The sequence below is a fragment of the Xanthocytophaga agilis genome, assembly GCF_030068605.1.
GTDB classification, from domain to species: Bacteria; Bacteroidota; Bacteroidia; order Cytophagales; family 172606-1; genus Xanthocytophaga; species Xanthocytophaga agilis.
Map to the genome: position 1 here is coordinate 193,516 of NZ_JASJOU010000015.1, position 19,043 is coordinate 212,558.

Sequence of the window (19,043 nt, forward strand, 5' to 3'; positions counted from 1 at the left end):
ATCTTCTACAGAGACGGCTATTCTCAACTAACAACCTAGATACTTATATCCTCATTATCAGTCACATCATTTTATTGCTATAAAAAACAATGCCTTGTATATACTTTGTATACGGTGCTTTTTCGGTGTTTTCTTTTACCAAGCCTACTTTTGACATGAGTTTGTTGCCAACAACAAACTACATCACTGAAAGTTATTTTTTCAATTCGCTTCTATGAAAACAGAAAACCATTCTGAGAAAATCTACAATCTTGAAAATGCATTTGAGCAACCCGAGTTGGTCAGCGTGATCAAAATAAGCCAGACCATTCCTGAACAGATCCAGACACTTCCTCAGGTACATACACTGATTCTGAACAACATTCAATCTTCTTTCCTGCCCGACTGGCTGGGGCAGTTGAGTACTGTGCAGAAAATAAAATTCGATAGAGGTACCATGCACCTGCTTACAGCACACAATATGCAGGTGCTTTCACAAATGAAAAGCTTACAGCATATCGAGATACTTCGTGGTCCTTTACCAGTTGAAATAGCCTATCTCAAACAGGTAAAAAAGCTGCACATCCATCAATGGCAATGGGAAGAAGATCTGCACATTCCTGCTCAGATATGCGAATCACTGGTACAGATGAACAGCCTGGAATATTTGCAGATTGATTCAGGTTTTCTACCTGTTCAGGTTAAATTACTTACCCGGTTGACCTATCTGGATCTGAGTAGCCAACCAACAGCAACGGTGGATGCTATTCTGGAGCTCAATCAGCTGAAATCTCTTCATTTGCTTAAACGCCCTTTATCTGCTGACCAGGTAGAAAAGCTGAGCTTGTTTGCTGGTTTACAGGAACTGACTTTGGCAAAGTGTGGTTTGACCCAGTTTCCTCAACCACTACTTTCGCTGGATTCGCTTCACTATCTGGATTTGAGAGAAAACAAGCTGGTTTCTCTTCCTTCGCAATGCCAGTTTGATGCTTTACTTAAGTTGAATTATTTAGACTTACAGAATTGTGAACTGGAAGGCTTTCCGTTAGGTATTCTGAGTTTGAACAAACTGGAAAAGTTGGATCTGTCAGAAAACCCACAGATTCAGACTTTGCCCTGGGCAATCAATGCATTGAGTCGGTTGCAGAAGTTGAATTTGAGAAAGACAGGCTTGAGAGAGGTTCCGGACTCAATAGAAAGTTTGACTCAACTTGAAGAATTGATTTTGTCAGATAATTCACTGGAGTCAGTACCCAATTTGAAAGTGTTACCTAATCTGAAGCGAACAGAGTTGTATCAGGCATTTGTGAAAGATTACAAATTGAGAAAAGAGTATAAGCCATGTATAGCAGAGCAAATTTTAAGGTTGATAGGGGATTGTTCAGGATTGATTTTACTTGATTTGGAAGATAATATCATTGATGAGTTAGAAACTAAAATGTTACTCCAAATTGAACAACTAAGCAATATTTTCGAGCAAATTAAAGAGTCACCAGAATTAGACCGATACTTTGCTTGTCTGCAATATAGCGAAGAAGGTTTTAAAGAGGTTATTACGAGAGCACAAACATTAAGTGAATTATTGAAGAAAATAGCGAGCAAAAGCCTTCAGATAAATCCAAATGAGAAGATTCTTTTAAATATTCCACTGAAACACAAATCGTATTGGAATGATTCTGTAATTCAGGATTTGGGAAATATGATAAATAATAAATATGATACATCTTTTTGTTGTAACAATAACCTGAAAGTTACTTTGATTGATGACTTAGGCTTTCATCGTCTTTGGGAATGGATTACATATTTTCCCTTCAATACAGGTACTAGTTCTCTTGGAGTTTTTGAGATACAAAAAGATCATGTACAATTCTGGTATGAAACCCAGTTAGTTGAGCAGATTAATGCAATTATGGAGATTGCCAGCGAACTTGAAAAAGAAGCTGTGACAGGCCGTCAGTTTGCTTTTGTAGTTTATGATCAGCAAGACGATGAAGCCCACATCACATGCATGGCTGATACTGTAACATCATTGATTGAAAAAATAGCAATGGAATCAGCTCTTCCAGAAGAGAAACTAACAGCAGAGCAAATAATACTTGAACTTCCTAAACGACAAAAAGTTTTTCAAACTCCTTTAATTATTTCGTTTTTGCAACGAATGCAACAAAGAGATATTATTGACGCATCTGTATTTGTAACCTTGAAAGATAAAGATATCGGTGAAGAGGACTTAGAAGAATATTATTTCCCTGATATGTTATCAGTTGCCCAAAAGTGTCAGTTTCTCTTTGGTTGGTGTTATGATCCAAATTTTGAGATTACGGAAGCCTTTGCTGTGATTGAGATCCTGGATGCTGAAGACGAGTGAAACACAAACCCAATTGCTTTGTATGCCCAAATCCTATCCATTACCCACTATCAACGAGATTAGCCATCAGATAGATATGTTGCTACAGACTGAGCCTGTATTAACTCGTCAGCGGGTAAAAAAAGGAAAATATTTTTATCGCGAACTAGCTGCTGCTTTTCGCGAAGAGGTATCCATACATCGGCTGGATAGTTTGTTGCAACTGGTTTCGCTGGAATGTGCTGCGGGCGCCTCTGCTTCTCGTTGCAGACAATGGTTTGCCTGTATGGGTGCCCTGGCGGCTCAACCCCAAGAGGGAAGTTTATTGCCAAGCCAGCCAGTGGAAGCAGTAATCTATTTTGCATTGGCAGGCATATTTGAACAAACACTGTATGAACCCTGGCCGGCTGATATTCCTACTTTGCAAACAGCAGACCGGGTCATCTATGCCTTGATGACAGGGAAACTTGTTTCTATCGAAGAAAGCAACCTGCATGATAGTCCCTACTGGTTGGGATTGTATAAGGCGATCCGTAATCAATCTGTATCTGACACTCAAAAAGCTATTTTACAGCTCGCCGACTCCTGGTTGCATGAGTATAAACAAACTGATACACTCGATTTTGATCCTTACCGATATCCTTTTTTTGAACCAGATTGTAATGCGGCTTTAGCCCTACTACTTTATCGGGAACGAATGCGGATAGAGCTTCCTACAGAAAAATACAAACGCTTTTATGTGGCAGCCTTGTTGGCTGACTGATTCAACATACCAGATATTATTTTACTGAGTCTATTTTACGTATCAATTCCTGCAAAATCTATGAAACGTACCGAATCCTTTCAAAATCTACTTTTAATTATAGCAGCCGATGGTGTAATTACACCCACCGAAAAAGATGTCGTTGACCAGATTTCATATTCTCTGGGGATTACTGATGAAGAGTATAACTATTATGTACAGAACATCAGAAATCTATCATTTGTGATCCCTGATACCAAAGAAAAAGCTGGCAATGAGTTGTTTTCGATGATACTGGTCTGTCTGGAAAGTGGCGAACTAAATGAAGGGGAAGAGACCGCTTTGTTGGGATTTGCACAACAGGCAGGCTTTTCTGAAGAGGAATTTTATGCCATTGTAAACTATACTATTGACAAACGGAACACAGAACAACAGCAAACGACTGATGCCAACAAGCAAAGCTATGAATGGGCAGTTGCGGGTACCCGGCAGTCGGGTAAAACGGATGCGGAAATTGCCAATATCCTAGTAGCAAATGTAGTACAGCCACATAATCTTACGTATCAGTTTTCAGAGGACGAAGAAATCAACCGTGCTTTTTATGGACTGGTGTGGTCGGTATTCCATCGGTATCAGATACTTCGTCATCCAACAGGTATTGTGCTCACAACCATGCGAATGGACCTCATCAAATCAGGAGATTGCACCCTGGACGATTTGCTGGAAGATCTAATAGTGGCTGAGGAAGCAGTGGGAGACGGAAAATCCTTCAATCTCCAAACAGCACCTCTGGCTGCCCTGATTGAAGACCTAAAGCATAGTTTTCCCTTTAACAACAACTAACTAACTTGACAGACAGGTTGATTGGTAAAAGACCTATCTGGGTACACGCTCAAAATCGTATGCTTGCCATCACTCAGGAACTTATCCAGCAGCTTCAGACGCCTGCTCGTCATGATTACCGTCACATCGAATTTTATTGTGATGTGATTGGAACCTATGGAGACGCTTCAGATGCAGACGCATTGGTCACCTTCTTTCTGGAAAAGCCTTTTGCCTATAATCGGGAAAGTGTGCTTGTACCCATTGCCACACTCGGAGATGCCTCCATGGCAAAGCGTATAGCGGATGTGTGTCTGGATAGCCTGCAACTCAAAGCAGAGGTAGCGACTGAGGTGCTGCAATGTTTGGGTGCCATGCAGTATGAACCTGCAAAACCCGTGCTGATGCATTACATCACTAATTCAGATCTGCATTGGGAAGTGCAGCAAGCTTGTCTGGGACTGATGTACTTTAAAGAACTGACACCTTACAAAGAAACTATTGAACAGGAAATCAGCAAGTGCATGGGGAAGAATCTGTTTAGCGAGTTTGTGCCTATGCTGGCTTGCCGTACGGATAATTCTTCATTAAAAGATGCGCTGTATCAGCTTGGAAATACCACCGCCTCTACCGACTGTAATGCCGGACTCATACTGGGTATTGCGTTGTATGAAGACAAATCCTTGTTTAAAAGGATTCTCTGGGACTATCATTGGGAAGCAGCCAGTACAGGCACAGGTACTATCCAATGGACACTGACTGCGATGCGGTTGCTCTCTGTTTCTTTTTCGGAACTCTTTGCAGATTTGTTGGTCCTCATGGAGAATACCTGCGAAGGTACACACAACTGGAAACCCTTTCAGCTATTTCTGGATTTGCTGGAGGCGCATGTGATGTTGAGCTATCCGACTATATGGAACTACCAGCCTCACAAAAAAGCGGAAAGCTGTGTGTCGATCTGGCAATCTGTTTTTGAACCGGAATCATCCAGCCTGTCTGATCTTGCCCGAAAATACATTAGTTATGACAAGGAACTGCAATCACGCTATTTAGATCGGGTACAACACCTGAGGGAAAAAGTAAGTCTGAAAAAACAGACCGAAGAGTGGGAACGTTGGGCTGTCCTGACAAAGCTGAAGTAATCAACTGGATATCAATTCTATAAATTCTAACTAGCTTAAACAAATACATACTATGTCTGTTGAAAATAGTGTTTTGCCTCAAGATGAAGATGCCATTCGGTTTATGAATGCATTTCTGGAAGCAGAATACCAGCTAACACTCGCACAAGTACAGGAAGACCTGGATGCCGAAAGATTCAAACAGAAAGTAGAAGATGTGGACAGCCACTATTTTTCGGGCAATGTAGCTTCAGATATCCTGCGTTTTGAACAACCCGGAACACCTGGATTTGAAGATATTAAATCTCAGATACAGATCAATGCACCCCGCAGGCTTTTTCTGGTACGGGTATATCAGCACGATTCACTGGGTCTGGTGTATCGTTTTTATACAGGTACAAACCGCAAGAAAGGAATCTCCTATTTTTATTCCTATTATGTCACCCAAGTCGATCAAACGTTTAAGATTGTAGCCCGGTATATGAGTAATGATACTTCTATAGGCTGGGAGTGGAGTGCCGGAATGCGATTTACCAAAGAAGCACTTACCTTCCTGCGAGTCTATCGCCTGCTTGAGCCTCATGAAAAAAATACCGCCGATTATATCAGTGAGGCTGGAATAGATTATAAACAGGAGGTTATGCCTACCAAACCACAATCACAGATTGTAACTGCACCTCTTATTCCGGAATTTGAGCCTATTGAAACAGTCTTCGAAAGAATCCAGAATAAAGCAGGAGACCTGAACAATCTGGCAATTCAAAAAGCAGAAGAAGGCAAATTGGAAGAAGCACTGGATTATTATAACCAGGCATTGAATCTCTCATCCAATAACGCTGAAATTCTTTACAATCGGGCTATGCTTTTACAGGATATGGGAGAATGGGAAGAGGCTATGGATGACTATGATCTCTCGCTCTTTATCAATCCGGAAAACGTAGATTGTCTGGTGGCACGTGCCAGTCTAAAGGAAGATTTGGGGTATCAAGAAAAGGCACTGGAAGATCTGGCGGAGGCATTGAGACTGAAACCGGAAAATACGACAGCATTAAATAATCGAGGGTATTTGTATCGTAGCCTGGGCCGATTGGAAGAATCCCTGCAGGATTTGCACAAAGCCCACCAGATTGATCCTGAAGATACCCTGGTCATACAATCACTAGCCGAAACGTATACGGATGCCCGCCAATACGACACGGCTATTGACTGGCTGGAAAAAGCACTACAAAAAGATTCTGCCTTACAGCAAGAAATCCGAAATAATACCTTGTACGCACCATTGCTTACACACAAAAGATATCAGCAACTACTTAATTCCTAAAACCTGGCATGTCAACATGTACAATTGCTCAATTGAAAGAGAAATTACACTACTTGTCACATGTGGACAAAAATCGGAAAATATTTGGTGCTTCCCTGATTGCTTATGGTGATTTAACCAATCTTACTTCATTTAGCGGACTCCATAATAATCTAACCTGCTTACCTGAATCTATTGGTAACCTCATACATCTTAATTGTCTGTTTTTTAGCGATAACCAGCTACAAGACATTCCTGTTCAGATTGGAAACCTGATCAATCTGGAAACTCTATCTTTTTGTGGTAATCAGCTTAAAAAACTTCCTGATTCTATCGGGAATCTTATAAACCTCAAATATTTTCATGTTAGAAGAAATCAGTTGTCACTATTACCAGAATCCATCAAAAATTTACACAGTCTTGAAATATTGAATCTGCACAGCAACCAACTAGAAATGATTCCTGATGTTCTAGTTAATCTGACAAAGTTGCAGCGGCTTGAGTTGTATAACAATAAACTTTTAGCTCTTCCTGATTCTATTGGCAATCTGAGTCAACTCAAAGAACTAAGTATTTTTTGTAATAGTATCACAACCCTGCCAGAGACGATTGGTAGTTTATACAGATTAGAGGATTTGCGAATGAATAGCAACTGTATACGTCAGTTGCCTGAATCTATCTATAATCTAAAAAATCTGTATCAGTTGCAAATGTCAGGGAATCAATTGACTTTCCTTTCTGAGTCAATCGGTCGCTGGGCAAAGCTGCGTTTTTGGAATGTAAGTTATAATAGTCTTCAATAATTGCCTTTAGCAATAGGTAAGCTCTGTAAAATAGTTGAATTAAATGTATCTCAAAATCAGCTTACAACTCTCCCAGAATCTATTGGCAATCTAACCAAACTTAAAATTTTTACATTATCAGGCAATCAACTTATCTCTCTACCTGAATCTATTGGCAATTTGACCGAATTAAAAATACTTGATTTAACTGGAAATCAATTAACTTCTATTCCTGAGTCAATACATCACCTAAAGAAATTAAAAAAGCTCTACCTGTACAACAATCCACTTTCGAGCCAAATGCAGGAGCAAATCCGACACTGGTTACCAGCGTGCAGGATTTATTTATAAAAGGAAAAGACTAACCAGAAAAATAAAAAAACAATTACAAATCTATGTTGGAAGAAGCCATTGCCTTTATTAACGAATTTATTGCCAACGAATATGCTGCCTGGCAAGCCTATTATCTGGAACAGGATAATAAAATCTTTCGAGGGATACGATCTACCTTAGACCGTATGTATGGGGCTGACTTAATGCCCGAAGTAAATTATCGGTCGATAGATGAGTCATGGTTTACAGAGGGAGAAGCCAAGCTGGCACAGGTCAAACCACGCATTCTGTTTCAGATCAAGGAATATGAACATGCAGACTATGGATCTCTGTTTCGGTGTTATGTGAGTAGTTATTCTAACTGGAGTGACTCTTATTCTGCCTCCTTGTACATTGCCAAACGCGAAAATTATCGCACCAAAGAAAAGGAGTGGCGGATTATGAGCAAATACAATAACGATAGGGGAAACTGGCAGTGGCGGGGCGGCATTCGGGTTGAGCCGCTAGGTAAGTTGCTCTCGGTTCGCCAGTTTCAGCCACCTGCTGATCCTGTGGATCTGGCCGATTATGAAGCAGCACCCCTCTCGGTGGTTGCCCCGACAGAAACAAAGACAGCACCCACCCCCGTAAGCCTGGGCAGAGAAAAGGGAGAGAATCCACAACGGGATGCTTTTGTTGAAACTTTTGGTGCCATTGAAGAAAAAGTCCTCTGGGGCAAACAGTATGCAGGCACTACTTCCCAAGATCCCAACTGGTCTATTTTCCTGACCTTGTTGGGGGGTAAGTTTTATACCAGTGGCTTTTTCCAACAAGGTGCAGATCCGTTGTCTGATACATTGCCCTGGCCTGCTTTAGGGGAAGCAATCCGTTTTACTCAGGAACTAGCTCAGCTACTGACCGAAGCAGGATGTACAGCACTCAATTCAGAAGGAGACATGGCCTATTTTCCTTTTGTGTATTGTGGAGAGATGATAGATGGCTTGCCTGATTTTATTGCATTAGGTCAGTTTCTGGAAGGGGCAAAACTCAGAATGAAAAGGATACAGAAACGCAATTGCATCTTCTGGGATCAACAGGCCGATGAGGAATACAAGGAATACCTGTCGCCTCAGACCCTTGAGGCTTTTGAACAGGTGAGTCAGAAGATGAAAGCCACGCTCAAAAGCCTGGTAGAATTTTCACTTGTCTATGAGCCTGCATTCCCAGTGGTTATGGGTGGCACCTTTCAGCCAGGCATCTTTGCCGGGCTTGTGACACTGATAATCAGAAGATAGGCTTTAAATTTAGTTTTGATAACACCGTATGAAAAATAACCATCATTTAAAAAACTCGCTTTACTTTGGTTCTGAAAAAGATATAATGACTCCAGAAGAGGCAGAAAAACAGTCAGGGATTAAATCAATTGAAATTCAATACCGATGGGCTCACCAAAAAACACATCCCTTTTGCGATGTATTCGAAAAGCTGGTCTCTCATCCTACTCTGACCTCAATCAAAGTTGAAGATTTCAAGCTTTCTTCACAGACACTGGCAACTGACATCCGGTTTCTGGAGCTATTGAGTTCTGTAAAATCTCTCACTTACTTGAATATTTCAGTAGCTTCAGAGGTTCCTGAGAGCGAACCACTACTGGATATACTTGCTCGTTTGACCCAGTTACAAAACCTGAATATAAAGCTTACCAGTCGGTTTGAGTACTTTCCAACTTTTGTGAATCAACTGGAGAATCTGGGAATACTGGAAATTGAAATAAATCATTCGTTACCCGTTTCTCAGGATCTTTTTCTGCCACTTCAACAACTTAACTTCTTCAATCTGAAAATCTGGGAGTATCCCGATCCTGCTTTGGTAACGCAAGTGATAAGCAATCTGATGCAACTACCAAACTTGCAACAATGTGAGGTCTCTTCCATACATCATTCACCGTTGAATCCGGCTAAGGCTATCGCGTTTCCAGAAGATACAGGTGGTTTACCCAAAGCAATTAATCTTGAGCAGATAATCTTTCAAAACCTGAATCTGAGGCAGCTGCCTACAGCTTTAATACACTGTAAAAAACTGGAAGTATTAAAAGTCGAAGACAATAGTATTGTTGCTTTACCTGGCTATCTGCCTCAAGTCGAACACCTTACACTGAACGGCAACAAAACAATCGACCTGGATCAGATACTATCCTGCCTTAATCCGGCGACCTTGCAATCACTGAATATAGGCAGTTGTGCTGTTACGCAGCTTCCTGCCCGGATCGGTGATTTTCGGGTGTTGCAGAATATCTACCTTGGGCGCACTGCTTTGCAGAAAATTCCCGTTGAGCTGGTTTTTCTGGATAAGCTTACGGGCTTTCATGTGAATATGCCTCAAAGTGAAGTAAAGGACGGGGCCCCTTTGATAAGCCTGCTCAAATATGTAAGGCAAGACACGTACTCGGAGGAAGAAAAAAAGCGAATAGTTGCTGTTTTCTGTATGAATGAAGACTATCTGAACGATGTATCTGGTTCAGAGTTGATTCCTTTGCTAAATGTAAAAATCCCTGCCGTAGTCAGAAATACCCTTATTGTACTTGAAAAGAAAATTACCAATCCATTTGAACACTCACAAGTGTTATCCTTGGGTGGTATTTGTTTGTTTGGTACAGTCGATGGCATAAGTACCAAAGAACTAAAAGAGAAATGTAGAAAACACAATATTCAGTTAGAAAGTACACTGACAGAGAAAGCCACCCACATTCTCATTGGCAAAGGTATTACTGAAGAACAAGTACAACTCGTACTCCAATCAAAACTGCCTCTGGTGACAGGAACACAACTAAAGTCCTACCTGGAAAAGCTGGATACTCCTTTCCTGAAAGAATCCGATGAGAATACTCAAACCAATCTGACCCGTTTGCTGATCAGCGTTGAGCCCGCCAATGTTCAGTTAGCACTGGAAATGATCAATCAGGGTGGTTTGCCGGAGTCTATTTTGTACATATTGGTGTTGGTGGTTTTGCAGAAAGAGCTGGACAGCAAAGTCAAAAAGAAAGCCATGACTGTGTTGGAAAAATATGCGTCTGCTGAAATTGTTGCAGTGGTCAAATGCATCCGAATGAAGACTGACTATTTAAAAATCATTCGATTGTTGTGGAAATCACCCGAAGTTGACAAAACGTTGTTGGCCAGAACCATTCTTCAATTCCATTTTGAAGAATACTATTCCATTTGTAGCAAAGAACACCAAGATATGATACAATCTGAAACGATTTTGAAAGACTGTTTGTATCAATTGTTCATTACTAGTCCTGAAGATGCCGACTTTGCTGTGCAGTCACAGACTAAGAATACCATTTTGAACTGGTCCTGGTTGCCATTGGACAAACTCACTTCCAGCAAGGCAAGTTTGGATAAAGTGGAAGGACTAAAAATACAGATAAGCGATTTCGTAAAGAAAAAAAAACCGTTGAAATCCTTTACAGGATTGAAAGCACTGTATCTAGCTAAAAGTAATGCCTCTTTACAGGAACAGGCAAAAGCCAACCTGGAAAAGTTGCAGCAGGATTTACCTCAACTGCAAGTTATTTTTGATGAGTAGCCTGATAGGTACTAAACTCTCTGATATATCTGTAAAATGTATGTTTGCATTGCGCATAGTTCACGGCAAACTATTTTCAGGGAAAGGAATCCAGCTTGTCTGATTCATGAAGAGATTGCCTATAACTCCGATCACTTTTGGCTTTGACCTGAGTTCCGATCACTTTTTCTTTTGCGCATAACTCACGGCAAAAATAAAATCTGATCGGAATTCACGGCAAGTGTTGGCTTGCATAGAATTATGCGCAAGAAAACTTTTGTCCTGAATTCCGATCAGCTATTTTGTTCAACAACCCTTAGTATATGACTAACCAAACTGTTTCATCTGATATTGTTTCATTCATAGAGTCATATATTCAATTGGAATATGAAGCATTACTGGCTGAGTATACAGAATCCGACTTTGACAGGTATTGGAAAAAGTCCATGCAATTGAAAGTCTATGATTTGGTAACCTTGTATCATATTGGCAACAAGCGGCGTTCCCGTGCACATCCTATTTCGGAAGAATGGGTAAAGGACATATCTATTCAACCCCGATCGCTGTACTGCATTCACCACTACCAGTGTACAAAATTCGGCGATGTATTTGTGTGTTATGTGGGTCCGTTGGGAAAAGAAACCGATCCGTTTGCCTGGTATGTGGCCCGATTTCCGGAAGGGTTTCGTATTGTGGCCGAAAACACTATTGCTTCCCGTACCGGACAATGGGAAAAAGGTCCTGTCAGGGGTATGCGTATTCCCATACAGGAAACCGATGTTCCGGTTGCGGTGTATCAGTTTCAGATGCCATCGGATAGGGTTACACTGGAAAAGTATCAGGCATTTTCAGCCGTTCAAACGCCAACAGAGAATCTACCATCCATAGGAATATTTGATGAAATGGATGGCTTCTTTCTGGATCGCTATTTTTGCAGGGTGCCTGTCTTTGGGTTAGAATATATCGCTACTGGACTGATTGAAGACCTGAACTGGGAAGAAAATGACGAGCTATCTCTGAATCTGGAGTATTCAGGATATGATCTGGAGTATGAGTTGCAAGAGGCTGTAAGTAAAGCTATGGAAAAAGTGAGAGTGGATATGGGTTCGTGGGTATATGCCAGATTATGTTACCTGTCCAAAGCCTTTGCACGTGAGTGGAATAATCGCTGGCTGGGTGGGGATGGTGGAGGAAAAGAATTCTATCTGCTGATTGCGGATAAAGAAACTCAGGCTGTGTTGGGAATTCTGCGTTTTGAGATGCTGCCCGGATATCTCAGTATAGACATAAGCGAACGGTCTAATCAATTGTCCCAAAGCGATTTTTATCGTGATTTTAGAACTACGTTACTGGATGAGCCGCTTTCACTAGCCTGTTGCAGCCTGATTGTGAGTGATTACGAACAAAATAGGTTTCCCTGGGAATATGGCTGGGACGGACAGCGCCTGCAGGGTGAAAATCATTCACAGTTGAGTGAGGTATTGCCAGTATGCATGGCTATGCATACTGAGGTTTCTGTTGAAAAACGGTTAAAGGCACTGGAAACCATCTGGAACTTGACTCCTACCCATTTGTGGGAGTTTTTAACCCGGTTCCTAAAAGACCATGCTCCACAGATGCGACAGGCTGCCGCTAGGTATCTGGCACAACTTCGGGATCCACGGACAATACCAGCTTTGGAGCAATTGCTGGAAAAAGAAACAGTTGAATCGGTTCGACTGGCTGGATTGTCTGCACTTTCGCAAGTAACCAACCTGCCATCTGCATAGCACTATGGTGTCAGCAAAAAAACCTATTCTCTGGAAATATGAAACTTCAGAGCGGATGAAGACAATTCTCCATTCAGATCAAAGGATGCATCAAAATAACCTACCTCCTCTGATCCATACCAGAGCGTCAGGGTAACCTCGATTTCAGTCTGATGGGATTCCTGAATAAAACATAATTTCCAGGAGAGGTTTACGATCTCCAAAAAATCCAGATCTGCTTTGGTCCATCCGTTCAGTGGTTGCGCAGTTGATAGCATATCTGGCAGCGCTTGTCGGGCTTTGCCAAACAAGTCAAGTTCATACGCCAGCGATGAGAGTTGTGAAGCAAATGCTGCTGTCTGTTGCCAGGGATTCATATCAGGTTAGGGGTTCAGGATTTTGTTCCGAATATTCTTCCAAAATTGGTATCAATACAAAAAAAGTAAACGATCAAATAGTAACAAACATAGATTGAATAAATGTATGACAGTGTCAACTTTACTTGACTAACACAAGCTTGCCTATGAGTTATGATATTACCATTACCCTGACACAACCCAGGTTAAGAACAGACATCATGCAGATTTTACACCAGAATCCGGCTGTGCAGCAGTTCCGCTTTGTGATACATTCGTCGCATTATATGGAAATTGATCTGGAACCCTCCACAACTGATCCGGAACAGATTGCAGGTGTGTCCTTTCACATTCCCTATTCTTTTCTAAATCACGTAAATACCAATTTTGACCTGTACTTTCACTACATTTCAACTATTGCAACTCAGTTGTGTTGCCGGGCTTATGATCCACAACTGGGTTGTTATCTGGATGAACCTACTTTTCAATTAAGGAAGCCTCTTTTTAGGCAAACAGCTTTACCTCTTGGTCAACTCATTTACCAGGATGGCAAGCTACATATTGAACAGGCATACAGCCACAAACAACTAATATGGGATATCTTTTCAGGAATCTTCGTGGGCTCGCAAGCAGGTGAAAGCACCAAAGCGGATAAGTCCCCTCCGGTCGATGAGACTACTGAATTTATAATCTATGCAGATGCAAGAAAAAAAACAATACAGGTTATCGATAAAGAAACAGGAACTGTACGGCAAAATCTTGAAAAAGCAGGAGAAACTCTCCTCATAAAAGCCATATCCCGAACCCAATTCTTATCTGTCAACAAGGGCAGAGCTATCAAATGCTGGGACATGGTTACCGACCAATGCCTTCGCACATTCAAAGGGCATCTGGATACCATTTCGGATTGTTTGCTGGTACATAACCGGATTCTTTTTTCTTCTTCTCTTGGTGGCTCACTGCTTGTCTGGAACTTTATCACAGGGAAGTTACTGCTTACTATTCTCCATTCTGCCTTTAACCAATCGTGGATAGCCTTTGATACCCAGGGAAATTTTGACCATAGTGAAAACTTTTTCGGGGCTGTTCAATGGGATTTTGGAAAACAGCAATTTTCAGAGCGTCTCTGCCTGGCTGTAGATACTCGTGGCAGTTACCAGTATAAGCCTGTCATTTCAGGGCAATTTATATCAGGGTTAGTTCAGTCACAGATGAAATCTTTGCTCACTCAATCGCTAGATTGAGTAAAATATAGAATTTTCATACCTGTATATGCTTTGTAACACCTCTTAGTAGGGTGATAAAATGGCTGATGTGTATTTTTGAAACACCTGAATTCAGGTGTTTTATGGTTTATAGCCAGTAGCATTTTTGCAAATACAAAACCCTTCCGGTGTTCTGAAAGGGAACGTGTATGTATAAACTTTCGACTCATTTATAGCTATGTCTCCAAACGTTATCGAAAAAGAAAATATCATCCGTTTACTGCTTTCCGGGCAGAAAGCCAGCATTGCTTTGGGCTTGCAACTAGCTGATTCGCTGGAAGTTGATTTGCAGGATTTCAGACAGACAATCAATCTGGTTTGTAAATACCTCCAACACTACGAATTTTACTCTTTTGAGCTCAGATTAGAAAAAATAGGCCAAAGCCTTCCTCTTACACTTGAAAATAATCCTCTTTCCGACTCAGAAAAAGAACAAATTCAGTCACTATTAACCAACTGTAAGATAAACTTTTAACTGATGCACTCGACTGAGAAAGAAAACATCATTCGATTATTGCTTTCCGGGCAGGAGGCAAATATTGCCTTGGGCTTGCAATTAGCCAGGTCACAGAATATAAGTATTGCTGAATTCAAAAAAACGATTGAACATTTATACACATGGATGTACAAATACGAACCTGATCTGGAGGATTCTGATTGGGTAATCAGATTTCTGTTGAAAATCCATACAATTACAGAGATAAAACGCATAAAGGTTTCACTTCAAGAAATTCCAGACTGTATCTACCTTTGTCGGAATCTGCAATATCTTACCCTGCCAGAGAATAAAATTAGTGGGCTTCCAGCTACGATAGGGTGTTTAAGAGAATTAAGAAAAGTGAATCTTTTTAAAAATCAGCTTACCCGTTTACCTGTAGAAATCGGTAAGCTAACAAATTTGGAATCCCTGACCTTGACCTTAAATCAGTTAAAGGAACTACCTGCTGAAATCTCAAACCTTGACAAATTGCAGTTTCTATATCTTGCAGGAAATCAACTGACCACTCTTCCCTACAAAATAGGTTGTTTGGTACAATTGAGAGTACTAGGCTTGAAAGGGAATCAACTTACAAGGTTGCCTTCTGAAGTTGGCTCCTTGTCTGAATTAAAAGAACTTACTCTATCTGATAACCAATTGACTCAACTTCCGGATGAGATCCGCAATCTGAATAAACTTCAAACAGTAGAACTTAGAAACAATCCTATTCCTGATTCAGAGCAGGAGAGGATTAAATCCTTACTACCAAACTGTACAATAGCGTTTTAATTTTCATATGCATAGCAATAAAGAAAACATACTTCGCCTGTTGTTATCGGGACAGGAGGAAACTATTATTCTTGGCTTGCAGCTGACGCAGTCGCTTACAATTAATGTCTCTGACTTTTTAGACGATATAGATATTCTCTGTGAATGGTGGTTGGGAAATTGTCAACGATATGGAGTATATGACAAGTTAGTGAAAATTAGTCTGGTTAAAGAAATCATCAGGCCCAACGCACAGATTTCATGTATTCCATCTCAGATCAAGTACATGAGTAATCTCAAAGAGTTAGTTCTCTATAAAAACCAACTTCACTCATTGCCTTGTGAAATAGGAGACCTATACAACCTATCCTGGCTGGATATAAGTGAGAATCAATTGAGCCATATTCCTGAAACAATAGGAAAATTAGCGAATCTGGAAGAACTGAATTTGTCAACAAATAGGCTCCAAACTTTACCAGATACAATGATAAATCTTAACAATCTTCAAAGTCTGGATCTAAAAAACAATCCTCTTCCCGACTCAGAAAAAAACCGAATCCAGACCTTATTACCCGACTGTAAAATAAACTTTTAACTGATGCACTTGACTGAAAAAGAAAACATCATTCGTCTGTTGCTATCCGGGCAGAAAGAGAATATTCGATTGGGTTTACAATTAGTGAACTCACTTAGTATTGATATCTCTGACTTAAAATATATGATTGATATTCTGTGCAGGTGGCATGGAATACCACACTTGTCTTCTTTTGCCAATAAATTGTATCACATAGGTCAGAAAAGGATCAGTGGGGTTGACCAGAATATTACCTATTTACCTGCAGAGATTCACTATCTGGCAGAGGTAAAAGAAATGTATCTGACCTATAATACATTAAAGATTATTCCGAACGAGATAGGATATCTTATTAATCTGCTCATACTCGATCTATCAAATAACCACTTGGAGAGTCTTCCAATGGAAATAGGAAATCTAACCAATCTCTCAATACTGAATATGAGTAATAATTTTTTATCCTGTATTCCCTCTCAAATTGGAGATTTGAGAAACTTAAATGCGTTGCTTTTATTCGCAAATAGGCTGACTGCTATTCCTCAAACAATAGGAAATTTAAATTCTTTAGAAGACCTAAAATTACATTTCAACGAGCTTACATTTCTTCCCTGTGAAATCGGAAGATTAGAGAATCTGGTACTACTGAGTTTGTCTGGAAACCAGTTAATACACTTACCCCACGAAATTAAGTATCTGACACGTCTTCAGGAGTTGGATTTACGTGACAATCCCATTTCTGATTCAGAAAAAGAGACAATCAAAACTTTATTGCCTAGCTGTAAAATCCTTTTTTGAACCAAATAATGGAAACTCAATCCACCGACCAAGAAAACATACTTCGCTTATTGCTATCCGGACAAGAGAAGAATATTGTACTTGGTTTACAATTAGCAGAATCACAAAGGATAGATATCGCAGACCTCTTACAGGATATAGACATTCTCTGTGAATGGTGGTTGGGAAAAGATAAAATAAATGAGATTACAGACAAATTAGTGCAGATAGTTGGGATAGAAGAAATTGCTAAAGGAAATGCGGGATTTGATCGTATACCACCACAAATTAAATACATGCTAAATCTGAAAGAACTAAGTTTACCCTATAATCAAATCAATACTTTACCACTCGAAATTGGTACTCTGAAGAAGTTGATACGTTTGTCATTAGGTCATTCTAAATTGAGTTCTCTCCCTTCAGAAATTGGTTGTCTGGCTCAATTGAGAGAATTGAATCTGACATATAGTCAACTCCATTTCATTCCGCCAGAAATCGGACACCTTAAAAAATTACTAAAACTATTCCTATATGAGAATCATCTCACTACATTGCCCTCTGAAATATGGCAATGTAGTGAACTAAAAGAACTTCTGTTATCCTATAATAAGCTCAACACCTTACCACCAGAGATCGGCAATTTGTTTCAGTTAGAGAGTCTTGATTTATCTCACAATCAACTTCAGTCTATCCCCTTGACAATTGGCAACCTCTCACAACTTCAAAGACTTGATTTGTCCAACAATCAACTGTATTCCTTGCCAGCAGAAATCAGTAATCTAAAAAAGTTAAAACGACTCTCTTTACGCCAAAATCAATTTGTATCTCTTTTGAGAGAAATCGGGCAGTTGGAAAGTATAGAAGAATTAATCTTGGGTGATAATCAACTGTGTTCATTTCCTCAGGAAATTAGCAAACTTAATCAACTAACTCAGTTAATCATATACCATAATCAGCTTCGAACACTCCCAGAAGAAATTGGAAATTTAACTCAACTGAGACGGTTACATTTAAAGAATAACCAAATAGAGGTATTGCCAGAAGAAATAAGTCGATTAATCAATCTCGAGTATCTGGATCTTGGCAAAAATCCCATTTCCGATTCAGAGAAGGTGAAGATTAAATCCTTATTACCCAATTGTGAAATATATTTTTAACTTTTATATGAATGCGCAATCGACTGAGAAAGAAAACATCATCCGTCTGTTGTTATCTGGACAGGAAGAGAACATTACCTTAGGGTTGCAGATAGCCGAAGCACTACAGATTGATATTTCTGATCTAAAACAGGATATTGAATATGTATACAACTGGTGGCAAGGCGAAGATGGCTCCCTGTTTACAGATATGCTTTTGAAAGTAACTACCCTCAAACGACTTTATGTATCCAGGCGTACGTTAGTTAGTCTTCCTCCTCAAATCAAGTATTTTATAAGCCTTCAGGATATGGACCTGCCTTACAATGAGTTAAAGACCTTACCCTCTGAAATAGGAGAACTGACCCAACTAAATCGCCTGATACTAAGTTATAACCAACTGACTTCACTGCCAGTAGAAATTACCAAACTGACAAGGCTGGAAGCATTATTTGTAGCAGAGAATCAACTGGATTCTTTTCCCGTATTGATTAAGCAGATTACTTCACTCCGTTTTCTGCATCTGGGAAGTAATTCGTTGCAAAGTATCGGTTCTGAAATAGGCAACCTCACCAACTTAGAGGAACTGTACCTAAATTATAATACCCTAACTTCATTGCCGATGGCAATCTGCAACCTTCATAACTTACGGAAACTGAACATAGATCATAATGCGCTAGCCTCACTACCAGTGGAAATCGGCAAACTCAAAAAGTTAGAAACAGTAGAGTTAATAGGTAATCAATTAACGGAACTCCCCTCAGAAATAAGTAATCTCAACCAATTACAAAAACTTCTTTTAAAAAAGAATCCATTCTTAAACGAAGAGAAAAAAAGAATACGGAAGCTATTACTCATTGCAAACAAATTAGTTTTTCCCGAAAAACCTATGAAGATACAAAAACATCATTAAAATACGATCAATCTAAAAACTGCCGACTGTAAAGTCAGCAGTTTTTAGGGGTAACAGCC

The 19,043-nt window shown here is 40.1% G+C and carries 18 protein-coding genes; 17 read left to right on the forward strand and 1 reads right to left on the reverse strand.

The genetic code is table 11. The features are described 5' to 3' along the window. Nucleotides 1-214 precede the first annotated feature (214 nt). The 10 genes from QNI22_RS31790 (at nt 215) to QNI22_RS31830 (ending at nt 12,741) form a co-directional block, all read left to right on the forward strand. Nucleotides 215-2,347 carry a leucine-rich repeat domain-containing protein gene (locus QNI22_RS31790; RefSeq protein ID WP_314517232.1) on the forward strand — a complete coding sequence of 711 codons (2,133 nt, stop codon included), beginning with the start codon at nt 215-217 and terminating at the stop codon, nt 2,345-2,347. A 22-nt stretch (nt 2,348-2,369) separates the two neighbouring features. Next, nucleotides 2,370-3,089 carry a hypothetical protein gene (locus QNI22_RS31795; RefSeq protein ID WP_314517234.1) on the forward strand — a complete coding sequence of 240 codons (720 nt, stop codon included), beginning with the start codon at nt 2,370-2,372 and terminating at the stop codon, nt 3,087-3,089. A 60-nt stretch (nt 3,090-3,149) separates the two neighbouring features. Then, entirely contained in the window at nt 3,150-3,911 is a 762-nt protein-coding gene (locus QNI22_RS31800; protein WP_314517235.1) for a hypothetical protein, read from the forward strand. Nucleotides 3,912-3,970: 59 nt separating this feature from the next. Further along, a complete protein-coding gene (locus tag QNI22_RS31805) occupies nt 3,971-5,032 on the forward strand; it encodes a hypothetical protein (protein ID WP_314517237.1) in 1,062 nt (353 codons plus the stop codon). Nucleotides 5,033-5,084: 52 nt separating this feature from the next. Continuing rightward, nucleotides 5,085-6,332: a tetratricopeptide repeat protein gene (locus tag QNI22_RS31810; protein WP_314517239.1), complete on the forward strand. Its 1,248-nt coding sequence runs from the start codon at nt 5,085-5,087 to the stop codon at nt 6,330-6,332. A gap of 8 nt (nt 6,333-6,340) precedes the next feature. After that, on the forward strand, nt 6,341-7,114 hold the full coding sequence (locus QNI22_RS31815) for a leucine-rich repeat domain-containing protein (RefSeq protein ID WP_314517241.1): 774 nt from the start codon (nt 6,341-6,343) through the stop codon (nt 7,112-7,114). Beyond that, nucleotides 7,115-7,444 (forward strand): leucine-rich repeat domain-containing protein, encoded by a 330-nt coding sequence (locus QNI22_RS40395; RefSeq protein ID WP_419836252.1) that lies wholly within the window; start codon nt 7,115-7,117, stop codon nt 7,442-7,444. It abuts the gene before it with no gap. A gap of 44 nt (nt 7,445-7,488) precedes the next feature. Next, nucleotides 7,489-8,700 (forward strand): hypothetical protein, encoded by a 1,212-nt coding sequence (locus tag QNI22_RS31820; RefSeq protein WP_314517243.1) that lies wholly within the window; start codon nt 7,489-7,491, stop codon nt 8,698-8,700. 28 nt (nt 8,701-8,728) lie between these two features. Next, nucleotides 8,729-10,993 carry a leucine-rich repeat domain-containing protein gene (locus QNI22_RS31825; RefSeq protein ID WP_314517245.1) on the forward strand — a complete coding sequence of 755 codons (2,265 nt, stop codon included), beginning with the start codon at nt 8,729-8,731 and terminating at the stop codon, nt 10,991-10,993. Between the two features lie 302 nt (nt 10,994-11,295). Next, nucleotides 11,296-12,741: a HEAT repeat domain-containing protein gene (locus QNI22_RS31830; protein ID WP_314517248.1), complete on the forward strand. Its 1,446-nt coding sequence runs from the start codon at nt 11,296-11,298 to the stop codon at nt 12,739-12,741. Nucleotides 12,742-12,764: 23 nt separating this feature from the next. Here the strand turns inward: QNI22_RS31830 and QNI22_RS31835 are convergent, their stop codons facing one another. Beyond that, complete coding sequence (locus tag QNI22_RS31835; protein ID WP_314517251.1) at nt 12,765-13,097, reverse strand: hypothetical protein; 333 nt, start codon at nt 13,095-13,097, stop codon at nt 12,765-12,767. Between the two features lie 146 nt (nt 13,098-13,243). Here QNI22_RS31835 and QNI22_RS31840 point away from each other — a divergent pair, with 146 nt between their 5' ends. The 7 genes from QNI22_RS31840 (at nt 13,244) to QNI22_RS31870 (ending at nt 18,984) form a co-directional block, all read left to right on the forward strand. Continuing rightward, a complete protein-coding gene (locus QNI22_RS31840) occupies nt 13,244-14,320 on the forward strand; it encodes a WD40 repeat domain-containing protein (protein WP_314517252.1) in 1,077 nt (358 codons plus the stop codon). A 199-nt stretch (nt 14,321-14,519) separates the two neighbouring features. Then, a complete protein-coding gene (locus tag QNI22_RS31845; protein WP_314517255.1) occupies nt 14,520-14,816 on the forward strand; it encodes a hypothetical protein in 297 nt (98 codons plus the stop codon). 3 nt (nt 14,817-14,819) lie between these two features. Beyond that, nucleotides 14,820-15,608, forward strand: a complete 789-nt coding sequence (locus tag QNI22_RS31850; RefSeq protein ID WP_314517257.1) for a leucine-rich repeat domain-containing protein — start codon at nt 14,820-14,822, stop codon at nt 15,606-15,608. Nucleotides 15,609-15,615: 7 nt separating this feature from the next. Then, nucleotides 15,616-16,182 (forward strand): leucine-rich repeat domain-containing protein, encoded by a 567-nt coding sequence (locus QNI22_RS31855; RefSeq protein ID WP_314517260.1) that lies wholly within the window; start codon nt 15,616-15,618, stop codon nt 16,180-16,182. 3 nt (nt 16,183-16,185) lie between these two features. Next, nucleotides 16,186-16,956: a leucine-rich repeat domain-containing protein gene (locus QNI22_RS31860; protein ID WP_314517263.1), complete on the forward strand. Its 771-nt coding sequence runs from the start codon at nt 16,186-16,188 to the stop codon at nt 16,954-16,956. 8 nt (nt 16,957-16,964) lie between these two features. Further along, nucleotides 16,965-18,092, forward strand: a complete 1,128-nt coding sequence (locus QNI22_RS31865) for a leucine-rich repeat domain-containing protein (RefSeq protein ID WP_314517266.1) — start codon at nt 16,965-16,967, stop codon at nt 18,090-18,092. Nucleotides 18,093-18,099: 7 nt separating this feature from the next. Beyond that, entirely contained in the window at nt 18,100-18,984 is an 885-nt protein-coding gene (locus tag QNI22_RS31870) for a leucine-rich repeat domain-containing protein (protein WP_314517267.1), read from the forward strand. Nucleotides 18,985-19,043 lie beyond the last annotated feature (59 nt).